The 21,352-nt window shown below is 42.2% G+C and carries 18 protein-coding genes and 4 pseudogenes; 4 read left to right on the top strand and 18 right to left on the bottom strand.

Translation table 11 applies throughout. The features are described 5' to 3' along the window. Nucleotides 1-13: 13 nt before the first annotated feature. From recC to Xish_RS06105, 13 genes and pseudogenes are all read right to left on the bottom strand, one after another. Nucleotides 14-3,441: pseudogene (gene recC, locus Xish_RS06165) on the bottom strand (exodeoxyribonuclease V subunit gamma). After that, on the bottom strand, nt 3,434-3,802 hold the full coding sequence (locus Xish_RS06160; protein ID WP_099117143.1) for a prepilin-type N-terminal cleavage/methylation domain-containing protein: 369 nt from the start codon (nt 3,800-3,802) through the stop codon (nt 3,434-3,436). The pseudogene recC and the gene Xish_RS06160 overlap by 8 nt, the downstream one beginning before the upstream one ends. Further along, nucleotides 3,799-4,257 (bottom strand): YgdB family protein, encoded by a 459-nt coding sequence (locus Xish_RS06155; RefSeq protein WP_099117142.1) that lies wholly within the window; start codon nt 4,255-4,257, stop codon nt 3,799-3,801. Before Xish_RS06155 ends, Xish_RS06160 begins: the two co-directional genes overlap by 4 nt. 21 nt (nt 4,258-4,278) lie before the next feature. Next, a complete protein-coding gene (locus tag Xish_RS06150) occupies nt 4,279-4,890 on the bottom strand; it encodes a prepilin peptidase-dependent protein (protein ID WP_099117141.1) in 612 nt (203 codons plus the stop codon). Beyond that, on the bottom strand, nt 4,887-5,393 hold the full coding sequence (locus Xish_RS06145) for a prepilin peptidase-dependent protein (RefSeq protein WP_244185945.1): 507 nt from the start codon (nt 5,391-5,393) through the stop codon (nt 4,887-4,889). The genes Xish_RS06150 and Xish_RS06145 overlap by 4 nt, the downstream gene beginning before the upstream one ends. 432 nt (nt 5,394-5,825) lie before the next feature. Beyond that, nucleotides 5,826-6,005 (bottom strand): annotated as a pseudogene (locus Xish_RS06140) (transposase); the annotation flags it as partial. Nucleotides 6,006-6,013: 8 nt separating this feature from the next. Next, nucleotides 6,014-6,646: a bifunctional 4-hydroxy-2-oxoglutarate aldolase/2-dehydro-3-deoxy-phosphogluconate aldolase gene (locus tag Xish_RS06135; RefSeq protein ID WP_099117139.1), complete on the bottom strand. Its 633-nt coding sequence runs from the start codon at nt 6,644-6,646 to the stop codon at nt 6,014-6,016. Continuing rightward, nucleotides 6,612-7,622 (bottom strand): sugar kinase, encoded by a 1,011-nt coding sequence (locus Xish_RS06130; RefSeq protein WP_099117138.1) that lies wholly within the window; start codon nt 7,620-7,622, stop codon nt 6,612-6,614. The genes Xish_RS06135 and Xish_RS06130 overlap by 35 nt, the downstream gene beginning before the upstream one ends. 3 nt (nt 7,623-7,625) lie before the next feature. Then, nucleotides 7,626-9,047, bottom strand: coding sequence for a glucuronate isomerase (gene uxaC / locus Xish_RS06125; RefSeq protein ID WP_099117137.1), 1,422 nt, complete (start codon nt 9,045-9,047; stop codon nt 7,626-7,628). 17 nt (nt 9,048-9,064) lie between these two features. Continuing rightward, nucleotides 9,065-10,522, bottom strand: a complete 1,458-nt coding sequence (locus tag Xish_RS06120; RefSeq protein WP_099117136.1) for a fructuronate reductase — start codon at nt 10,520-10,522, stop codon at nt 9,065-9,067. A 55-nt stretch (nt 10,523-10,577) separates the two neighbouring features. Beyond that, nucleotides 10,578-11,762: a mannonate dehydratase gene (gene uxuA / locus Xish_RS06115; RefSeq protein WP_099117135.1), complete on the bottom strand. Its 1,185-nt coding sequence runs from the start codon at nt 11,760-11,762 to the stop codon at nt 10,578-10,580. Between the two features lie 14 nt (nt 11,763-11,776). Next, complete coding sequence (locus tag Xish_RS06110; RefSeq protein WP_099117134.1) at nt 11,777-13,075, bottom strand: TRAP transporter large permease; 1,299 nt, start codon at nt 13,073-13,075, stop codon at nt 11,777-11,779. A gap of 17 nt (nt 13,076-13,092) precedes the next feature. Beyond that, nucleotides 13,093-13,599: a TRAP transporter small permease gene (locus tag Xish_RS06105; RefSeq protein WP_099117133.1), complete on the bottom strand. Its 507-nt coding sequence runs from the start codon at nt 13,597-13,599 to the stop codon at nt 13,093-13,095. 263 nt (nt 13,600-13,862) lie between these two features. Between Xish_RS06105 and Xish_RS06100 the strand changes: the two genes are divergently transcribed. Together Xish_RS06100 and Xish_RS06095 are read left to right on the top strand one after the other, a co-directional pair. Next, complete coding sequence (locus Xish_RS06100) at nt 13,863-14,855, top strand: TRAP transporter substrate-binding protein (protein ID WP_099117132.1); 993 nt, start codon at nt 13,863-13,865, stop codon at nt 14,853-14,855. A gap of 120 nt (nt 14,856-14,975) precedes the next feature. Further along, nucleotides 14,976-15,725: an FCD domain-containing protein gene (locus Xish_RS06095; RefSeq protein ID WP_099117131.1), complete on the top strand. Its 750-nt coding sequence runs from the start codon at nt 14,976-14,978 to the stop codon at nt 15,723-15,725. Between the two features lie 495 nt (nt 15,726-16,220). Here Xish_RS06095 and Xish_RS18915 read toward each other — a convergent pair whose 3' ends face one another. Continuing rightward, nucleotides 16,221-16,574: an HNH endonuclease family protein gene (locus Xish_RS18915; RefSeq protein ID WP_341865768.1), complete on the bottom strand. Its 354-nt coding sequence runs from the start codon at nt 16,572-16,574 to the stop codon at nt 16,221-16,223. A 705-nt stretch (nt 16,575-17,279) separates the two neighbouring features. Then, nucleotides 17,280-17,876, bottom strand: a pseudogene (locus tag Xish_RS18910) (DUF262 domain-containing protein); the annotation flags it as partial. A 199-nt stretch (nt 17,877-18,075) separates the two neighbouring features. Between Xish_RS18910 and Xish_RS06080 the strand changes: the two are divergent. Together Xish_RS06080 and tnpA are read left to right on the top strand one after the other, a co-directional pair. Beyond that, the gene (locus Xish_RS06080; RefSeq protein ID WP_099117129.1) at nt 18,076-18,960 is read left to right on the top strand and encodes an IS982 family transposase; all 885 of its coding nucleotides are present in this window, start codon (nt 18,076-18,078) and stop codon (nt 18,958-18,960) included. A 425-nt stretch (nt 18,961-19,385) separates the two neighbouring features. Beyond that, the gene (tnpA, locus tag Xish_RS06075) at nt 19,386-19,862 is read left to right on the top strand and encodes an IS200/IS605 family transposase (RefSeq protein WP_099117128.1); all 477 of its coding nucleotides are present in this window, start codon (nt 19,386-19,388) and stop codon (nt 19,860-19,862) included. Between the two features lie 306 nt (nt 19,863-20,168). On the opposite strand, the pseudogene Xish_RS06070 reads toward tnpA, so the two are convergent. The 3 genes and pseudogenes from Xish_RS06070 to Xish_RS06060 all read right to left on the bottom strand — a co-directional run. Continuing rightward, nucleotides 20,169-20,501, bottom strand: a pseudogene (locus tag Xish_RS06070) (ISAs1 family transposase); the annotation flags it as partial. After that, nucleotides 20,416-20,820 (bottom strand): IS3 family transposase, encoded by a 405-nt coding sequence (locus tag Xish_RS19360; protein ID WP_167383229.1) that lies wholly within the window; start codon nt 20,818-20,820, stop codon nt 20,416-20,418. The pseudogene Xish_RS06070 and the gene Xish_RS19360, both read right to left, overlap by 86 nt. Nucleotides 20,821-20,873: 53 nt before the next feature. Further along, entirely contained in the window at nt 20,874-21,188 is a 315-nt protein-coding gene (locus Xish_RS06060; RefSeq protein WP_167383211.1) for a transposase, read from the bottom strand. Nucleotides 21,189-21,352 lie beyond the last annotated feature (164 nt).

The raw sequence follows: 21,352 nt of genomic DNA, 5'->3' as shown, positions 1-21,352 counted from the left end.
AATTTCTCCCTAATTATTTAAATAATGATCCATTGGAATAGCGTGCCATTGGCAGTAAATAGCGCTGAGTTTCACGCTTCATTCGCTCCAAAAGTGATTGATCAATTTGCCGGAAAGCCCGTTGTACATAGTGATCAACGCCTTCCCCTTTTCTATCATGTGTTCCTAACCAGAGTTCCATTAATTTGTTTTCTGCACCTTGTTGAACCCCTTCGTTAAAATCGATTTCACGAGTTTCCTTATCAAAACAGCCAACCAGCCATGCCCAGCCGCTTCGGCAAAACAAGGGGAGAGGCTCAGACATTCCTTGAAAATAGCCCTCTACCATTTGGTTCAAATATTGTTTCGCCTCTTCCTGTTTTAGTGGTAAGAAACGATATTCTGACACCTTTTTATCTTCCTTCTCTTTTTTTCCCTTTTTACCGGTTCCATACATACGGCTTTCACTACTTCCACCTGAAAGACAATAGGCAAGATGTTCAATCCATAATTGGATACCATCATTGGCCGTTAAGTTCGCTGGTCGCCAACGTAAAATTCCATCTGGCTGTACCTGATTAATTCTGCCGGTCAATACCACTGTGTCTAATGGCTCATACAGGTCAATAAAAGAGGAAGCCGTTCTCTCTTCACGTACTCTGGAGGCTAAAGGCTGCATGGATTCCAGTTGCTCTATCCAATACACTTCACCAAAGGAACCATATGGCAGCCCTCCCGACGCACGGAGATGGTAAAACAGAGATTCAGGTGCCCCCTGCTCAATCAAGATGCTCAATAGCAGTTGGTTAAATTGATAACGTTGTAGGTTATCCAGCACAAAAGGTTCTTCTTCCGGTAATTCCATCTCTTCAATGATAAAATGCACTTTCAACCGTTGCTGAAAAAATGCCCGGACAGGGTGCCGATAAAAGCGGATCAGTTCATCTAATGCAATTTCTTTTATTTCACTGCGATCGAAAGCAATCGGCTGGCAAAAATCAGTTGCTAAAATCCCCTGTTGTGTCGCGGCTGGCAACCATTCTGCGGCATAACTTTGTAAGTGGTGGTCAGGTAAGAAATTTTCTATCGCAAAAGGCACTCGGGTATGCTGTGAAAGCAGATGTTTTCTGACATTTTTGGCACTTTCATCAACATTCAGCATTTCATCGCCGGATAAGCAAAAACTCTGGCAAATATAATCCAATAATTCGTTGACCAATACGGATGGATTGCACTCCGTATCATCGCGAATCGATTTGCCGATATAGCTAATATAAAGAAATTGTTCAGCCGAAACCAACGCTTCCAGAAAGAGATAACGGTCATCGTCACGCCGTTTTCTATCCCCTCTCTGAGTCTTTTCTGCCATCAGATCAAACCCAAGTGGCGGGATAGTACGTGGATAAATGCCATCATTCATTCCTAACAGACAAACAACTTTAAAAGGAATAGAGCGCATAGGCATCAGGGTACAAAAATTGAGTGCTCCGGCGAGGAAACGCTGGCTGATCTTCTCATCATCAAAACGAAGCACCAGTTCATCACGCAGCAGCACCAAAGGGATGCTTTCTTCATAATAGGCATTCAGACCAGAATCAATCACTTTTTGCCATTGCTGCGTGATAAGCGCCAGAACCAATTCAATTTCATCATCTGCTGCGAAAAAAGTTTCCAGCAGTTGTGGGCATACATTCAGCCAATCCATCAATCGCTGTTCTTCACTCAAAATTTTGCGCCAGCGATTCAGTGCCATTAAAAACTCGGCCAGTTGCCCTGCCAGTTCGGCAGCAAGGCCACTGGATTCATCATAAGGTAAAACATCATTCCACGGTCCGACATGGCTATCCATCGCATAACCCAATAGCATACGTGTCAGGCCAAAGCGCCAGGTATTTTGCCCGGTTGCGGGCAACGATAATGCTTCAATATTGTCATCATCCAGCCCCCAACAAATTCCCGATTCTTTTACCCAACGCCGTAATAAACGCAACCCTTCTTCCTGAATTGCAAATTTATTAGCTAAAGCAGGGACTTCCAATAATGCCAACACCTGTTCCGCCGTAAACCGGCTTTGCGGCAGATCCAATAAGGTAATGAATGCCTGTAAGACAGGATGTGCCTGGCGCACTTTACGGTCAGAGATGGCAAAGGGAATATAACGCTCATCAGGTGCACTACCAAAAATAGCCTGAATATAGGGGGCATAACTATCGATATCTGCCATCATCACAATGATGTCCCTTGGTGTCAGTGAAGGGTCATCATCCAATAAGTGCAGAATTTGATCCTGCAATACTTCAACTTCTCTCTGCGGGCTATGGCATGAATGAAAAGTCAGTGAGCGATCAGCACCATCAAATGGACGCTTCTTCAGACTGTTTTTGAAAGAGTCTTCTGTAGAGCCAATCTGGGCATGATCTTCAAGATTAAGAATATCTTGCTGGATTTGGTGCAAGATAGAATCAGGTTCTAATTCAACAAAGGCATGAATATCAGAATCTGGCTCCAATTGTGACAGCAGGTAGAGGTGATCCCTTCCTAATTTTCCCCAAGATGCCAGCAATGGGTTATTCAGATCCTGCTCTCCTTCTGCATTAAAGAGCGTGGGAGCCTCTTCGGGATTTTTAAATCTTTCCAGCAATTGTTCGCTTTTATAATGCTTTGGTTTACGGCTACTTAGCTTGGCAAGAAAGGCATAACTCTGGATATCCCCCAGTAATATTGGCATGGATTAGTGAACATAAGATGAATATCAATATGTTTACCTAATGCTTTCAATACTTGCAGGTAAGCAGGGGGCAATACAGATACTCCACAGATAAAAATACGCGAGGGAAGATCCTCCAATGGAAAATTCCCTTCTTCCAGTGCCAAGATAAATCGTTGGTATAAATTGGCTCGGTGCCACAAAGGTTGTTGTAGCTGACGGGTATACTCTGTCAGTTCAAACCATAACCTTTTTTGCCATAACTGGTTGCTGTTGCTGCCCAAACTATCAATTAGTTGACCATTTTCCCAACTTTCTAACCATTGGGGGCGATAAACCAGATATTGGTCAAACAGATCGGCAATTCGGCCCGCTAACTGGTGAATTTTGCGTTTATCAATATCTTGATCAAGATAATGCCTGAGCGCTGAAAATTCCGGCTCCGTCAACAAATCAGGCAGTAAGGTCATCAACTTCCACTTCATGGCATCCTTACTGAAAGCACTTTCTTTGGGAATATCAGGCAACACTTTGGTAAACATCTGCCAGATAAATGTTGCAGGCAGTGGGAACTCCATATTCGCAGCAATACCCAATTTTTCTGCCAACTGAATTTGCAACCACTGTGACATTCCCGGGCTTTGAACCAAAATCACTTCTTTGCCAAATGGGTCAGAAAGGGGATTTTCCCTGATCAATATCGCCATCAGCTCTTTGAGAATATCGAGCTGATTTGAATGATAAACTCTAAACATCAATGCTCCCACTTGCACAAAACCAGCGTTCTAATTTACTCGGCTTATTGTAATGTACTGTCAGCTTAATCGTTACCTGATAGCACCCCCAGGAACGAAATTCTCGTTGAACTTCCATTTTCCATCCCCGCGGTATGGCTGCCCTTTCTTCTTTCTGCAAATCAATCTGGCCTGACAAACGTTCATATTGTTCCAATTGATCATGGGCATATCGTACTGTCTTAAGCTGCCCCCAATATTGCTGGAAGTTGGCTGACAGTGTTTGATGGTAACGCATTAAACCCAATAAAGAGATCGCAAATACGGCAGATGCAATCATGACTTCCGGTAAACTCATTCCCTCTTGTCGTTCGATTTTCATAAACAAAACTCGGCTTGAGCAACAGGGCAAAAATCCAGCCAACCGCTTTCAATCGGGATCAGTTCAACAGGAATAAGTGTATCCTGATTTAAGAGTTTCATCTGTTTCATCCATTGATAAAGTTCCAATTTTTCTCCTGATGCAAATTGAGCAACACCTTTTAATAAAAAAAGGGTATCTGAATAGTGTTTGATGCAACTTTTTAAATTAAATTCAGCGTGTTGCAGACAAAACCAAGCCCCTGCTTCTTGCTGATTGATAGGCCATGACTGCGCCTTTCCCCATATCAGTGATGATTCAGCGCGCCAAAAAGCCTGCAAATAATTTTGTTCATCTATCATCATAAGCATCGCACTTTCCTGTTGGTAGTGGAGCGCTTTTAACATCATCAAACTCAGCGCCAATAACATCATTATTGATATCAGCAGAATATTTCCCTGTTGCTTATCTGCCATCTGTTTTTTCTCCCGATATCTTTATTTTCGGATATTGCGTAGCCGAATTGTTGCTTGATGGCGATATACAATCGCTGGGGATTTCAACCAATGGGCATCAATAGACAACGTGACAAAAATCATCCCACCTTTTGCTTGTGATTTCTCAAGATGAAAAGCATCAATAACAATCTCTTTTGGATCAAATAACCGTTCCCAGCCACTTTCCTGACAATCTCCTACTCCTCTCCCCCACTCAATAGCTCGGTTATTTAAGCGATAACCAAAAAATTCAGATTCAATATGACCAGATTTTTCCCATTGGTTATTTAAATTGAGATCAAAAGCAATAATAAAGCAGGAGTTGGCAGTTTCAGTATTTTTATTGTTAATGACCAATGGATCACCTCTACACTGTTCGCTGTCCCTGCAATAACCTGCCCGCCGTATATCCTTTTCCATCAAATAGGCCGTTCTGTTAACCAAATAATGCAATCTATATTTACGATAGAGATCGAGAGTTTGGCCTGATAAAACCGGATATGTTTTTGTCATGGCAACAAAAATTACACTACTGATTAACAGAGCTACCATTATTTCTAATAAAGAGAATCCTTCTTGTTTTTGCTTGAAACAGAAGATAGTCAGAATCATGGGATTTTTATTCCCTCACAATTGGGAAACGATCTAATTGTATTGCTGCATGTCCTGATTCGCCCACGCCCAGAAACGATGACATTAATTTCACCTGCTGAGTTTGCCAACGTGAAACTGGCTGGCATTGCTGTATTCCTGATCCCATAAAAATCAATGCGTTCAATCGTGGAAAATGATAAAAACACATCTTCGTGAGGAGAATAAACTCGCTCTCCATCACCTTCATCACAAGCAGCGACTTTAGTTACAGACGATATCAAACACCAAGGCTGCCCCATCACTAACCATAAGGTACGATCCTGATTTAAATAATTTGCTAAAGCCTGCTGTCTTTCCATAAAAGACAACACATTATGTACTGCTGATTGTAACCGCAGGCGGCTTTGATATTTCCCCCAATGATACAATCCCCAGGATAAGCTAATCGAAATGATGAGCATTGCTATCATTAATTCTAACAATGTAAATCCGTTTTTCTGATTAATGCATTTATAGATCATTATTTTCTGATTTATTTACCGTTCGGATTTTGGTCAGGTGAAATATCTACTATTAGAAACAGAATAAACAGCACTACTGTTTGATTATGCGAAGAGATTTGAAAAAAAAGCAGACACGTTACTTTTTTACACTTTAATTGCGTAATGGCTCACAAAATTACATTTAAAAATCATAACATAAAAAAAGAGTAAATTAGAAATTTACTCTTTAATAGTTGTTTTTATATTGATTGATATTTTTTAATATAAATGTGGTTTTAATAAATTTAAATAAATTGAGTGTAAATAGTTTTAAGTGCTCAAGAGAAATTAATATTCATGCTATTCAAATGTTATTGGATTATTGTTAAAAGAATAAATTATTATCTTTAACACTACGCTAATTAAATTAAAAACACTGAACTGTAACTATGAAGTGGCACACTAATTTTGGTCACCATTGAGATACTCATCGGGATTCAATTCCGGTGAATATGCCGGTAAATAAAACACCACAATCCGATTCCGATGTTTTTCTAACCAACTCGTCACTATTCTGGCATGATGCACCCGTAAGTTATCCAGAATTAAATAGACCTTGCGGCTCGCTTCTTTTATCAAACGTTGAAAAAATGATCACCTCAGCAAGCATCAACCCACTCCACCGCCTCTCGTGCCAAATTACCGATTTTTTTCCATTCCTTATCTCGGATCAACTGTGGGCTAACCATCCATGAGCCACCACATGCCACAATTTGTGGGATAGCAAGATAATTGCGAATATTCTCAATATTGATCCCTCCGGTTGGCATGACCTTTAACTGTGGGTACGGGGCAAGGAGCGCTTTAATCATCGCTATTCCACCTGATGGTTCGGCAGGGAAGAATTTGACAAAATCGATACCTAATTCCAGCGCCTGTTCAATTGTGCTGGCATTGTTCACGCCGGGAATGACAGGGATACCGATTTGCTGGCACGCCTGTACGGTATTTGGGTTAAGCCCTGGTGAGACAACAAACTCGGCACCAGCCGCTTTTGCCTGACGAACATGTTCACGATGAAGCACGGTGCCTGCACCGATCAGCATATCTGGACGTTCAGCTTTCAGCAGGCTAATTGCTTCGGCAGCACTCTCGGTACGAAACGTGATTTCAGCCACAGGCAGGCCGTTGTCGGCTAATGCGTGACCTAATGGAATGATATCTCTGGCTTCTTCAATGGCTATCACAGGCACAATTTTAATCTGACGCAGACGCACCATCATCTCTTGCATTTTCATTCTCTCCAATTTCGTTCGAATTAAAAAAACGGGCGATAACCCCTTGTGTCACGGCTTGTGGAACAATCGCACCTTTATGCCGGATTACAACTCCTGCGAGCTGATGCCCCATTAATGCCGCATCATGAATGGATTTCCCATGTAACCACCCCGCGATAAAACCGGCATTAAACGCATCGCCCGCCGAAGTGGTATCAATGACAGGTGTAACAGGTTGAGTTTCAATATGTTGTGTGGCATCGCAGCCGCTTAAGTCACGATAAAAACAACCCCGTTCACCCGCTTTGATAATGGCTTGTTTAACCCCCATACTTTTCAGGCGATGAAAAATTTCCTCTGTTGACGTATCTCCCCAGAGATCCGCTTCATCATCGTCAGTGACTAGCGCAATATCCGTGATGGCATACATTTGCTGATAACACACACGGGCGTGTGCTTCATTTTCCCATAAGGCCGGACGATAATTACTGTCAAAGAAAATAACCTTTCCTTCAGAAGATAACTGTTTCAAATCAATGAGCAGCCGTTGGCGATCATTTTCCGGCAAAATCGCCAGACTGATCCCGCTGAGATAGAGCACATCCATGCCCTGCAATTGTTGGCGCACTATGGGGTAGTCAGGATGGCGCAAGAGATAACGCGCGGCTGAGTTATTGCGCCAGTAAAGAAACGTGCGTTCACCTTTTTCATCAAGCTGGATCAGGTATAAACCGGACTGACGTGCGTTATCACGCAACACTAACGAGGTATTAATGCCTTCTTGCTGCCAGCGTGAGATCATGCCTTCGCTTAAAGGCTCTGTTCCCATCGCCGTGACAAAATGGACATCAAACTTATCGCCTCTTGCGCGAGCCAGATAGACCGCACTGTTCAGCACATCACCGCCATAGTTTTGTGTCATGGCACCAAATGAGGTGCCATTCAGCTCAATCATACATTCGCCAATCAGGGCAATTTTCTGCATCTGCATTCTTTAATCCTTCCTGGCCTGAAAATAACGTTCAGCATTATTGAAACTGATATCCTGAACTATCTGTCCCAGCATTTTTTCATCATGGGGAATTTCACCATTTTCGACCCCGTTTCCCAGCATATTGCAGAGAATACGCCGAAAATATTCATGACGGGTATAGGATAAGAAACTGCGTGAATCTGTCAGCATACCGACAAACTGGCTTAATAAGCCTAATTGGGCAAGCTGCTCTAATTGACGCTGCATACCGTCTTTTTGATCGTTAAACCACCAGCCCGATCCAAACTGGATCTTACCCCTGATACTTTTCCCATCCTGAAAGTTGCCTATCATAGTCGCGATCACTTCATTATCACGGGGGTTTAAGCAATAGAGAATGGTCTTCGGTAATTCATCAGTTTTGTCCATCTCATCCAGCAAGCGAGATAATGGGTAAGCGATAGGATTATCTCCAATGGAATCAAAACCGCTGTCTGCCCCTAACAGATTAAACATCCGCGTGTTGTTATTGCGCAAAGCACCAATATGCATCTGCATGACCCAGCCGCGTTTTGCGTACTGCTGACCTAACCAAACCAGCACCGCCGTTGTGAACTGCGCTATTTCTAATTCACTGAGTGATTGCCCTTGCCTGCGCTTTTGCAAAATAATATCTAACACGTTTTCATCAGGTATCGGCGCATAACGCATGTGTTCAATGCCATGATCCGATGCCACACAACCGTGATCCTGAAAGTGTTCGAGGCGGCGCTCTAGTGCCTGCAATAAATCAGCAAAACGCCCGATAGCGATATCTGCGACTTCTCCTAATCGTTCGAGATAGTCACAAAAACCCGATAACTCAATTTTGAAAACTTTGTCCGGTCGCCAGCTTGGTAACACTTTGAGGGTGAAATCTTTGTCCTGAGCGATCTGTCGATGATATTCGAGAGAATCAATGGGATCATCCGTTGTTCCTGCCATTCGTACCTGCATTTGCTGCATAATGCCACGGGCAGAAAATTCACTTTGAGAGAGCTTTTCGTTCGCCTCATGCCAGATAACCTCTGCGGTGTCAGGTGCAAATAATTTTCCGCTAATGCCAAATGGGCGTCGCAATTCCAGATGTGTCCAGTGATAAAGTGGATTACCGATCGTCAGAGGAACCGTTTTCGCCCATGCAAGGTATTTTTCGTAATCACTGCTTTCAGCGCCGGTAATCAGCGCTTCTTCAATCCCTGCCGCACGCATCGCCCGCCATTTATAATGATCGCCCTCCAACCAGATTTGACCAAGATTGTGGAAACGGCGGTTTTGTGCAATCTCTTTTGGATCGAGATGACAATGATAATCATAGATAGGCATCAATGCCGCGTAATCATGATAAAGGCGGCGGGCAACGTCATTATTTAACAGAAAATCTTCACACATAAAGGTTTTCATGCTGTTTTCCTCTATGCTCAAAGAGCCGCTACTGCTTGGCGGGCGCCAACATTCAGTAAGTGTTGATAGGCTTTGGTGACGTTAGCGACAAAGTCACGGTTTTTGGCTAATTCCTTACCAAAAATCGATTCAATTGCCAGTAACGCTTCCACCACCGCAACAGAATGACCATATTGCGCATAAATCGCCGCAAAAGCCGCTTTTAATGGATCACGCACATCAATGGGTTGTCCTTGCTCATCCAAGCCACTGATATAACGCATCCAACCCGCCACACCGAGCGCTAAATAACGATAATCACTTCCCTGAGCGAGATGCCATTCAATAGAATCAAGCATGCGCTGTGGCAATTTCTGGCTGCCATCCATCGCAATTTGCCATGTCTGATGTTTTAATGCCGGATTAGTAAACCGCTCAATCAAGTTATCTGCGTAGGCGACTAAATCGGTATCTTCTGGCATCGACAGTGTTGGCGCTTGTTCATTCAGCATCAATGCATACACTGCCCGACGATAATCGGCGTTTGTCATCGTATCGGAGATATGTGCATAGCCGCCCAAATAGCCTAAGTAAGCCAAAAATGAATGAGCGCCATTTAACATGCGCAATTTCATCATTTCAAATGGCACCACATCGTCCACAAATTGCGCACCCGCCAGATCCCAATCTGGACGCCCATTGACAAAATTATCTTCAATCACCCATTGACGGAAAGGTTCGCAGGCAATCGCACAAGGATCTACAACGCCCAGCCGTTGGGCAATTTCGGTTAACGTTTCTGATGTCGCTGCCGGCACAATACGATCTACCATCGTGCAGGGAAATGTCACCTGGCTTTCTATCCACTGCGCCAAGTTTTCGTCCTGCAAACGCGCCAGACTCAATACGGCTTCACGGGCGACATGTCCATTTTCCCGCACGTTATCGCACGACAAAATCGTCACCGCGGATAGGCTTCGCTCAAAACGCAATTTTAATGCCGCAGTAATGTACCCGATGGCTGATCTTGGCACGGCGGGATTTGCAAGATCTTTAATAATCAATTCATTATTTGGATCTAAACGCCCTGTTGCGGCATCAGTACAATAGCCTTTTTCGGTGATGGTCAAAGAGATGATGGCAACATCAGGATGCGCCATTTTTTCGATAATCGCCTGAACGCCATCAATTAAAGGGTGCATCCCTTCTTTCATTGAGCCAATAATTTTTAATGTGATCCCCTCCTGCCCTTTCTCTGCGACGGTATAGCGCATAGATTGTTTTTTAAGGTTTTCGATAAGTGAAGCATCGCTTAGCATCAAATTTACTTCACAAAATCCCCAATCAGTGTCTGTTTGTTCTAATACATGATGTGTATAAAGCGCCTGATGCGCCCGATGAAATGCACCGCAGCCTAAATGCACCATGCGGGAAGTAAGGCGTTCGGTTGTCCAGCGAGGGCATGGAACAGACGCATTGACAAGATTTTTTTCCATAACGGACTCACAAATAAGCAGTAGGGTTCAAGGTCAGAAAGTCCAAGGCCAGAAATTATTTTTGGTAAAATGCACGATGAATACCCAACTCAAGACCACGAATTTCAGCCAATCCTTTCAGGCGACCGATTGCCGAATAGCCGGGATTCGTTCTCTTTTTCAAATCATCAAGTATTTGATGACCATGATCAGGCCGCATTGGGATCAGGTGATTTTCACCCGCTGCCAACCGACGGTGTTCTTCTTCCGCGACCGCTTTGATCACCTCATACATATCCACATCACCGGCAAGATGCGCCGCCTCGTGGAACGTGAAGGGGTTCTCTTCCCGTAGGGTTGAGCGCAAATGGAGGAAGTAGATACGGGAACCAAATAATTTGATCATCTGCACCAAATTATTATCCGCACGCACGCCATAAGATCCGGTGCACATCGTATAACCATTGGCATGACTATCTACCGTTTCCGCGATCCAACGCATATCCTCTATCGTAGAAACAATGCGTGGCAAGCCTAAGATCTCACGAGGTGGATCATCAGGATGAACAGCCATTTTGATGCCAAGTTCTTCCGCAACCGGAATGATCTTTTGCAGGAAATAAGCAAAGTGTTCACGCAGTTTGGCTTTATCAATGCCGGTATAACGTTTTAGGTGTTGGCGAAATTGTTCTAAGGTATAGCCTTCCTCTGCCCCTGGAAGACCTGCAATAATCGTGTTTGTCAGTTTTTGTTTTTCTTCTTTTGTCATTGAAACAAAACGTGATTGTGCCTGCGCAATTTCATCATCGGAATACGCTTTTTCTGCACCACGACGTTGCAAAATGTGGATATCAAAAACAGCAAATTCGATTTGATCAAAACGCAACGCTTTTGAGCCATCAGGTAATTCATATTCGAGATCTGTACGTGTCCAATCCAGAACCGGCATAAAGTTGTAACATACTGTTTTGATCCCGCAGGCAGCGAGGTTACGCAAGGTTTGTTGATAGTTTGCGATCCATTGGTCATACTCCCCAGTATGCGTTTTGATATCTTCATGAACGGGAACACTCTCTACGACTGTCCACTCAAGTTGATTAGCTTCAATCACTGCCTTACGTTGTGTTATCTCTTCGATAGGCCAGATTTCGCCATTAGGAATATGGTGCAATGCCGTTACAATTCCTGTTGCTCCTGCCTGACGAATATCCGCTAATGAAACAGGATCTTCAGACCCATACCAGCGCCAAGTTTGTTTCATAACTCCCCCTATAACTAATTCAAGACTAATTCCGGTAACCATAAACTCAATTGCGGCAGATATGTCACGAGCGCGAGCGCTAAGATCAACGCAACATACATCGGGAGCAAGGGTTTCAGTACCTTATCAATGCTCACTTCCCCCACAGAGCAACCCACAAATAAAGCACTGCCGACGGGAGGTGTACAAATTCCAATGGCTAAATTAAACGTCATGATGATGCCAAAATGAACCGGATCGATCCCCATGCTCATCGCAACGGGTAAGAAAATCGGCGTGAAGATCAAAATGGCCGGAGTCATGTCCATAAAGATCCCCACGATCAGCAAGATGATATTAATGACGAGCAGGATGGTCAGTGGATTATCAGAAACCGCCATCAATGCATCCGCAATCATATACGGCAGATCAGCATTAGCCATCGCCCAGGACATCCCCATTGATACACCAATCAACAATAAAACAATCGATGTGGTCACGGCTGAATCAAGGATAATTTTGGGCAATTGCTTGAAACTGATTTCACGATAAATAACCACTGCGAGGATAAAACTGTAAAGAACCGCAATGGCTGATGCTTCTGTCGCCGTGAAGATCCCCGCGATAATCCCCCCCATAATCACCACAATCAGCATTAATGACGGGATGGCTTTCCACGCTGTATCCAAAAACTCGTGCCATGTTGGTCGGGGAGCAACAGGGTAGCGTTTCCTCTTGGCAATAATGGCAGACACAATCATGAGTGACATTCCCATAATAATGCCAGGTATATAACCCGCCAAGAACAAGGCTGCAATGGATGTTCCTCCGGAAACTAACGAGTACACAATTAAGGTATTGCTAGGTGGGATCAGCAGGCCAGCAGGACAAGACGCGATATTCACAGCCGCAGACAACTCAGGATCATATCCTTCTTTTCTCTGCATCGGCGCCATTGTTCCCCCGACCGCAGCGGCGGATGCCACTGCCGAGCCGGAAATGGCACCGAAAAGCATGTTCGCCATAATATTGACGTGCATTAACGATCCCGGTAAACGGCCGCCGACCACTTTAGCCAGATTGATCAAACGTGCTGCTATTCCACCTTGGTTCATCATATTTCCAGCAAGAATAAAGAACGGGATCGCTAATAATGAGAAGTTATCGACCCCCGCCGCCATCCGTTGCGCAACAACTGTGATCGCAGATTCAAGCGGCAATGTCATCGTAATGGCGACTAACGAAGATAAGCCGATTGCAAAAGAAACAGGGACACTCAATGCCAGTAATAGTGCAAATGTGCCAAAGAGTGCGGTAATGACAGACCAATCCATACTCTAATCTCCACAAATCAATGATTCTCAGACACCACTGGCGGTTGACCAGAAAAATGCTGAAATATTGAGATCACATCAACCATCGCATAGAAAATCATCAATATTCCGCTAATAGGCAAACATAAGTAGATGTATCCCATCTTCCAACCTAATGCCGGTGTGATTTGACCATTTTCCAGTGTCGATGAAACAAGCAGGCTGCCACCATAAAGCAGCACAATTGAAGAAAACGAAATGATGGCTGCCTGAATAATCAGCCCGATAATGCTTTTTTTGACGCCTGTTAATTTCATGACCAGCAGATCGATCGCAAGATGACGATGCTGCCCTGTTGTATATACCGCGCCAATCATTGCAACCCACATAAACAGATAACGCGCTAATTCATCTGTCTCAGTGCTCGGTGCCCCCAGGACATAACGAGAAATAACCTGCCATGACACACATAAAACCAGAAAGGCCAGCAGGCAGACGATAAAAAATGCCAAACTTTTATTGGTAATCGCTACAAGGTTTTTCATTTATTCGCTCCCCTGTCATTTTGGTTTACCAATTAAAGTCTGTGTTGGCAGCAGAGTCTATACCGAACGCACTAAAAACCGTGAAATAACTGCCTGAAAGAGAGTGAGAGAGATCACAAAACCAAAAGGTTAACCAATAGTGCTATCTTTTTGTGATTAAGGTCGACCAATTGGATTTTGCCTTTTGCCCAATCAGTAAGATCTGACTATGGTTTGTCCACAGAAAAGAATAAAAACCAACACTTACCTCTGGAGAATCAAACATGCAAAATCGCAAACGAATCTTAAACACAGTGACGAGCATAGCGACCGGCATTATGTTTATGCTGGGGACATCTCAGGCTTTCGCCGTGACGACACTGAAACTCAGCCATAACCAAAACCGAGAACATGCTGTCCATAAGGCGATGGCCGAGTTCGCTAACGAAGTGAAAGAAAAAACCAACGGGGAAGTTCGTATCCGTATCTATTCTGATTCCCAATTGGGCAACCAACGTGAATCCATTGAATTGATGCAAAATGGCGCCTTGGATATTGCTAAATCCAATGCAGCAGAATTAGAAGCCTTCTCTCCGGCTTATTCCATTTTTAATCTGCCCTACTTATTCCGCGATAAAGCGCACTATCAACAAGTCATCAATAGCGATATTGGTAAAGAAATCCTCGCTTCAAGCCAAAACATGGGATTTATTGGTCTGACTTACTATGATGCGGGCGCCCGCAGTTTTTATGCGAAAAAACCGATTAGAACGCCTGACGATCTAAAAGGTTTGAAAATTCGCGTACAACCCAGCCCTACCGCCATTGCAATGGTGAAAGGGTTGGAAGGAAATCCAACGCCGTTAGCTTATGGAGAACTCTATACCGCATTACAACAGGGGGTTGTGGACGCGGCTGAAAACAACATTACTTCTTTTACGCTAAGCCGCCATAGCGAGGTGACAAAATTCTTTTCCCTGGATGAGCATACGATGATCCCTGATGTGCTGTTAATATCGAACAAATCGTTGAATAAACTAACGGCGGAACAGCAAGAGATTGTGAAAAAAGCGGCGCAAAACTCCTCAGAATATATGGTTCAACTGTGGGAAAAATCAGAACAGGAAGAGCGTGCTAAAGCAGAAAAACACGGTGTTGAGTTTATTGTTGTGGATAAAACCCTCTTTCAAGACGCGGTTAAACCCCTGTATGGCGATATTGCCAAAACCCAACCGGAATTATCCGAAATGGTAAATCGGGTGCGTAAAATAGAATAGTTTTCTCTCAAAACCACCTATTGTAACAAGAATAGGTGGTTATATTTTTGGTATTGATATCTTAGAATAACATCATTTTTAGTCGTTTCATTTAAATCTACTACCTTACGGCGGCATTAAATGATGAATTTTGCAGACTCCAGGCGCCCCTATCATGAAGTAGCCCAATCATTACGTCAGATGATTATAGAGATGGATTATTCTCCCGGCGATCGTCTGCCGACAGAAAGAGAAATTGCAGAAAAATTTGGCGTTTCCCGCACACTTATTCGTGAAGCGTTAATTGTACTGGAATTGGAAAACCTGATTGAAGTACGCAAAAGCTCAGGCATTTATCTCATCCGCCTGCCACGCTCCTTTTCAAGCGATACCACCATCAATGCCGCAGGGCCTTTTGAGCTATTACAAGCGCGCCAATTATTGGAAAGTAATATCGCTGAGTTTGCTGCACTCCAGGTAACTCCGGTCGATATTGCCAATATGCGCAAGGCATTGGAAAAAGAGAAAAAAGATCTGATTTCGGGAGAAAGTGAATCTGGTGATAAGGCGTTTCATTTAGCTATCGCTCAGGCAACGCATAACAGCATGTTAGTTGAATTACTTAAGCAATCCTGGGCGTGGCGTGAAAATAATCCTATGTGGATAAAACTACATAGCCGAATTGCCAATACCGACTATCGTAAAGCGTGGTTGAATGATCATCAGGCAATTTTGGCAGCGATGATCAAAAAAGATCCTGCGGCAGCGAAACAAACGATGTGGCGACATTTAGAAAATGTGAAACAGAGTTTGCTTGAATTATCCGATGTCGATGATCCTAATTTTGATGGATATTTGTTTGAGTCGTATCCGGTAGGGATTGGGAAGTGAGTTTTTGACGCGATCAGAAAGTGAAAGCTCTAGTTGATGATTTCTGGGCTGATGATGAAGGAATAAGACTTACACATTATCTTTAGTCGAGATGTTACCTATAGGTTCACACACAGCAGATCTTATCTTAAATTACATCATTTGCATTTCAAAGATAACGGATTTTCTCTCAAACTGATGCAATTTAGGTGAACTAACGGCTATGTTTCAGTATATTGTTTTGTCTTTTTCGACAGCAAAACCTATCTGTTAATCCGATTATTAAACATTGGGATCACAGCAATCCCAATAACGTGGCGGAAAAGTACAGAGACATCAATCTAATGAATAAGCTGGAAAAAATTGCAAAAGTATTTCCAGGAAAATATCAAATAGTTTATATGGACACTGACTCAACTCAAGTTGGTATCCATATACTTTATTCAGTATCTTCGATGATTAGTCAGGGACTTATCACTCCACAAAAAAATACAATCTAGATTAATATCATAAACATTAATCTACAAGCCATAATTTAATTAATTGACTCTTTAAATAATCGTGCCTTCCGCGTATAGTTTCAATATTCCAATCATTAACTTTACAAACATCACGGGTCAAATCAAAAGAACTCTTGCTATTTTGTTTCTCATATATTGATTTTTTCTTATCAAAATCATAATTTTGAGCTTCTGAGTTTTTTACTCCACTAATTAGTGTTAAATTCCCAATTTTATGCAGCCATGAAGCATGTTCATTAGCATCAAATCTATCAATCCAATATTGGTTAATTCGAGCTTGAGGCATTATGTGTTCAATAGTTATACGTCCAGTATATGTTTTAATAACACTATCATCCTGTTGTTCCATATCTAGACGTAATAAAATAGCCTTAATCAAATTTACCTGATTAGGCCTAGGCTCATATAAATCCGCATCCAAAGATGAAGAAAATCCTTTATTGTCGGCGTGTTGATTAACGTGATTAATTATTTCTTGAAATGGCAAATCGTTATTTATTGCGACCAAAGAAGAATAACAAACCATTTCCCTCTTGCTTTTTATTTGTTTTTTTAACCAACCATGCATATATACTTTTTCAAATGCCGAGATGAACTGTGAAAATTCACTCCAACCAAACTCTTCAGTTCTCATCATTCTATTTAAAAAAGCCATTATAGGAGGGATCCATTCATCAGTAGCTAGGTTAGTAAGAGATACAATTCTGCGCTTAACTTGTGGATGTTCAAAATCATTCTCTAGTATTCTCATGTAATTTTTTGCTGAGTTAACCAGTACTAAAGACATGTCAATAGCATTTCCATGAAATTGCTTCTCTAGGTTATCAATAAATGCTTCAAATCCTTTTTGTAAAACCCTGTCACGATCCTTTTTCTCAGATAGCTTATGAAACGCTAGGAATTTATCTAGTCTTTTGACACCCACCATATCTTCAATCTGAGACCATGCTGATTCGATCTGACCTGCGTTCTTCTTATATAAAGAGGCTGACTCAAAAAGAGCATTTTTTAGTAAATCAGCGTTAGTAAGTGGTAAACCACGGCTATTAAGAACATTAAAAAGGCGAAATGATGAAGCAAAGTCATCAGCTTGAACAAAAACTATATATACATTTTGTAAAATATATTTAGCTAATAATTTTAAATTATCAATTGAGATACACTCCAAATACTTTCTTATAACTTCTGAATTCTCTATAAAAACAAGATCTGTATCAGATGGCTTCTCAGGTCTATAATCTTTTAAATCTTGTAATATATAATACTTATATAATTCATACTCTTTTTTTCTAACAATGAGTCTAGGTTCATCTGTTTCATCTGAATAAACATCTATTGGTAATATACGCTTCTGGAGATCATCTTTAATGCCTTGTACAGGTATTAGTTTTTTGAGTTCCGAGACAATTATACTTAAAGTTGTAAGTCGTTGTTGTCCATCAACAACCTCATACTGGTTATTACCTTTATTTATACAAATCATACTCCCAATAAAGTATTCATTCTCTGATGAGAGAGTACTTTGATAAACATCATCTATTAGTTGTTCTGCATTATCTATAGTCCAACTATACGGACGTTGATAAGATGGTATTATATATTTTTTATTTTCTGTTAAAATATCTTGTATCTTACACTCTTTGGCTTCCATTTTTCCATCTGCACTATATTAAAAATAATAATATAAATTATAATTAATTTTGTGAAAAATTCAATTTTTAATTTCAATTATTTATTGACATCAGTCACATTGTAAATAACCCGAATTCTGGATAAGAAATTGACGAGAAGCCTGTTCCAGGAGCAAAGTTTTGGTGCACACCGAAAACAACTCCGAGGGGGAACAGGCTATGGACAAGTTAGTTGAAATTTTCTGTGATGTCGATGATTTTTGCCGTTTTTTCATTCCTCAATGGGAACAATTTTGTCTTGAGAGTGGGCATCGTTTACGCCGCCGACAAGGTCATATGTATCCCAGTGAAATCATGACCATTTTGATCCTTTTTCATATGTCGCATTACCGTGATTTTAAAAATTTTTATTTGAAACATATTTGGCAATACCACCACCGCGACTTCGCCACTTTACTCAGTTATACCCGTTTTATCAGCGTTGCCCCTTCCGTTTTGATGCCATTATGCAGCTATCTGACTCAATTAAAAGGGAAACCCACAGGCATTGCTTTTATTGATTCCACCAGTTTGAGTGTCTGCCATAACATTCGCATCCCTCGACATAAGGTCTTTGCGGGGATCGCACAGCGTGGAAAAAATTCAATGGGATGGTTTTATGGTTTCAAATTACACTTGGTTGTCAATCATCAGGGGGAAATTCTCGCGCTTAAAGTCACGGCCGGTAATGTGGATGATCGGGAACCGGTTCGCGAATTAACCACAGAATTAATGGGTTCTCTTTACGGCGATAAAGGTTATCTGAGTCAGGAATTGGCGGACGATTTAGCCAACAGCGGTGTCACTTTCATCACGAAAAAACGGCGTAACATGAAAGCCCGTATGCAAGCTGAGTGGGATAGGCTAATGTTAAGAAAGCGTTTTATCATTGAAACGATTAATGGACAATTAAAATTAATTTCTCAGATAGAGCATTCTCGCCACCGAAGTATAAGAGGATTTATGTTGACCGTTTTAGGTGGACTGATCGCTTACTGCCTTAAATTGAAAAAACCATCACTGAAAGTTTTCTACTCAGAAGACGCTGTTCCAATGATGGCTTAAGCAGAATTCGGGTTAAATAACAAAACAAAAACCCATAATATAAAAATACACCTAAATTTAATTATCTATAATAACCAGGAAATAAATCATAAAAATTTGTCTGACTATGAGATTTATCATTATCATCTAATTCTGTTATCCATAATTTAATAGGCATATGAAAAATGGCAATGCTAAAAATACATTTATCAGTTGGAATTTTTGAAACAGATTTCTCTATGGCTCGATCAACATAATAAACTTATTTTCAATAGAAAATAAGTTTTTTGATTATGGCTTTAGCCAGTTTAAGTCGCGTTAGCGTCTTAAACATAAAACCACCCGCTTTGCGGGTGGAGTTCAAAGGTTATACCAAGAAAAACACCTTTCCGTTACGATATAGATGTTCAAGCTAATATTCGTAACTCAAATAAGGAAAGGTGTTTATGGGCATTAAAGCACAAAGCTCAGCGCATACAAAGTGGCTGTGTAAATACCATATCGTCTTTTCGCCGAAATATAGACGGAAAGTGATTTTTAATAATATTCGTTCAAGTGTGGGAGAGATCCTCAGAGACCTTTGTAAGTATAAAGGTGTGGAAATAATCGAAGGTCATCTCATGCCAGATCATGTTCATATGTTGGTGAGTATTCCACCAAAGCTAAGCGTTTCAAGCTTTATGGGATATTTGAAGGGTAAAAGTTCGTTGATGATCTTTGAAAGTTCGTTGATGATCTTTGATAGACACGCCAATTTAAAATATAAATTTGGCAACAGAAAGTTTTGGGCGGAAGGGTTCTATGTCAGTACGGTAGGGCTAAATGAAGCGACAATTCAAAAGTATATCAGAGAGCAAGAAAAGTCGGATTTAATCTCGGATAAATTGAGTAGTAAAGAGCATGTAGACCCCTTCAAGGGGTAGGCCAAAGCAGCAAAGACACTTAGCTTGAACGAAGAGAAAGCAGCGTCATTTAGGCGCAGTCGGTAACAAGCCCTTATAGGGCAAGAGCAAACCACCCGTTATACGGGTGGTTATGATTATGGCTTTAGCCAGTTTAAGATGCGTTAGCTTCTTAAACATAAAACCACCTGCTATGGCAGAATAACCATAATTTGACGTAGCCTACCTACTTCATAAGTAATGCAGTCTTGTCATTCATACTAAAACGTTATGTCATATTATTTTGGTTCTGCTATATGCAGGGCGCGAGCATACTTTGGTTAATATTCACCCAAAGAAAACTCGCGCATGATAATCATCACTCCAGCCTGCTTTTTTAAGTTTATTTCGTTGGCTTGGTGCCCCACAATCACATTGTTTGACCATATTCAATACAATACGCCGGAATAACGCTAAATTTTCAATGGCTCCGTCCAAAACAATTCGTGAATCATCCTCTTTAAAAACCACATCAAGGATGTAATGCTGGCTATTCTCAATGCGCCAATGCTGGCGAATGTAGTGCCCTAATGATTTATGCCGGGGAGACAGCGAATTGACATAATAGGACGTATCTACCGTGCCTTTGCCGTTTTCTGACCTGTGTCGTTCGACCGCAATAGTCCCCGCACCACCGGGTATTTGGGCTAGCCGGGGCAAAATGCTGCTGCAAAAAATCCGGCGACGCCACGTGCTCTTTCCCCGGTGGACGATAACGGTGAGCCCCCGGCTGACGACTTTGCAGGCCGCATTCTTGCATGAGCCGGCGAGCCAGCCAGCGCCCAACCGGTGTGCCCTCATTGGTCAGCAAGTGGCTCAGGGAGCGGCTGCCGATGGCTCCCCGACTTTGGTTATACAATTCACGGGTCCGGATGCGCAGCCGCAGACGCTCTGTATCGACCGGACGTTCTCGCCAATCGTAATAGGCGCTGCGTGACACCTTAAGTGCCTGACAGAGTTCCGTGACCGGCCATTGGGCACTCAGCCGTGTGATCAACGAATAGCACCACTGCGTATCTCGCTCATCAACACGGCCGCCTGCTTTAAAATTTCTTTTTCCATTTCCAGACGCCTGACCTGTTTTTCCAACGCCTGTATCTGGCGTTGTTCGGGCGTTAAGGCTTTACCGGCAGGCGTTACCCCCTGTATTTCGGCCTTATACTGGCGGATCCATTTTCTCAAGGTACTGGCATCAACGGCCAGTGAACGGGCGATATCAATAACCCGTTGATGATGGAGAACAACCTGCTGAACCGCTTCCAGCTTAAATTCAACGGAATAATGGCGTTTGATCGGTTTCAATTTCATTGTCATACCTCATTGTCATGTTAATAACATTAGCAGGCTTTTGAGGTGTCCGAGATCTTTATACCACTATAATCAGAGCGGGTTTCTTTCAAAACGGATAAATGTTCAATCAGGGTCATAAGCGAGCAATGAAAAGGAAAATAAAGCCAATTAGATCATGTCTC

The sequence above is a fragment of the Xenorhabdus ishibashii genome (assembly GCF_002632755.1).
Taxonomy (GTDB): domain Bacteria; phylum Pseudomonadota; class Gammaproteobacteria; order Enterobacterales; family Enterobacteriaceae; genus Xenorhabdus; species Xenorhabdus ishibashii.
Note: the sequence above shows the minus strand (reverse complement) of the source record. Positions and strands in the feature narration are given on the sequence as shown.

Bases quoted from the DNA above. Each gene is read 5' to 3' on its own strand.
- Xish_RS06160 (WP_099117143.1), bottom strand. From the start codon at position 3,802: ATGAAAATCGAACGACAAGAGGGAATGAGTTTACCGGAAGTCATGATT.
- Xish_RS06155 (WP_099117142.1), bottom strand. From the start codon at position 4,257: ATGGCAGATAAGCAACAGGGAAATATTCTGCTGATATCAATAATGATG.
- Xish_RS06150 (WP_099117141.1), bottom strand. From the start codon at position 4,890: ATGATTCTGACTATCTTCTGTTTCAAGCAAAAACAAGAAGGATTCTCT.
- Xish_RS06145 (WP_244185945.1), bottom strand. From the start codon at position 5,393: ATGATCTATAAATGCATTAATCAGAAAAACGGATTTACATTGTTAGAA.
- Xish_RS06135 (WP_099117139.1), bottom strand. From the start codon at position 6,646: ATGCAAGAGATGATGGTGCGTCTGCGTCAGATTAAAATTGTGCCTGTG.
- Xish_RS06130 (WP_099117138.1), bottom strand. From the start codon at position 7,622: ATGCAGATGCAGAAAATTGCCCTGATTGGCGAATGTATGATTGAGCTG.
- uxaC (WP_099117137.1), bottom strand. From the start codon at position 9,047: ATGAAAACCTTTATGTGTGAAGATTTTCTGTTAAATAATGACGTTGCC.
- Xish_RS06120 (WP_099117136.1), bottom strand. From the start codon at position 10,522: ATGGAAAAAAATCTTGTCAATGCGTCTGTTCCATGCCCTCGCTGGACA.
- uxuA (WP_099117135.1), bottom strand. From the start codon at position 11,762: ATGAAACAAACTTGGCGCTGGTATGGGTCTGAAGATCCTGTTTCATTA.
- Xish_RS06110 (WP_099117134.1), bottom strand. From the start codon at position 13,075: ATGGATTGGTCTGTCATTACCGCACTCTTTGGCACATTTGCACTATTA.
- Xish_RS06105 (WP_099117133.1), bottom strand. From the start codon at position 13,599: ATGAAAAACCTTGTAGCGATTACCAATAAAAGTTTGGCATTTTTTATC.
- Xish_RS06100 (WP_099117132.1), top strand. From the start codon at position 13,863: ATGCAAAATCGCAAACGAATCTTAAACACAGTGACGAGCATAGCGACC.
- Xish_RS06095 (WP_099117131.1), top strand. From the start codon at position 14,976: ATGATGAATTTTGCAGACTCCAGGCGCCCCTATCATGAAGTAGCCCAA.
- Xish_RS18915 (WP_341865768.1), bottom strand. From the start codon at position 16,574: ATGGAACAACAGGATGATAGTGTTATTAAAACATATACTGGACGTATA.
- Xish_RS06080 (WP_099117129.1), top strand. From the start codon at position 18,076: ATGGACAAGTTAGTTGAAATTTTCTGTGATGTCGATGATTTTTGCCGT.
- tnpA (WP_099117128.1), top strand. From the start codon at position 19,386: ATGGGCATTAAAGCACAAAGCTCAGCGCATACAAAGTGGCTGTGTAAA.
- Xish_RS06060 (WP_167383211.1), bottom strand. From the start codon at position 21,188: ATGAAATTGAAACCGATCAAACGCCATTATTCCGTTGAATTTAAGCTG.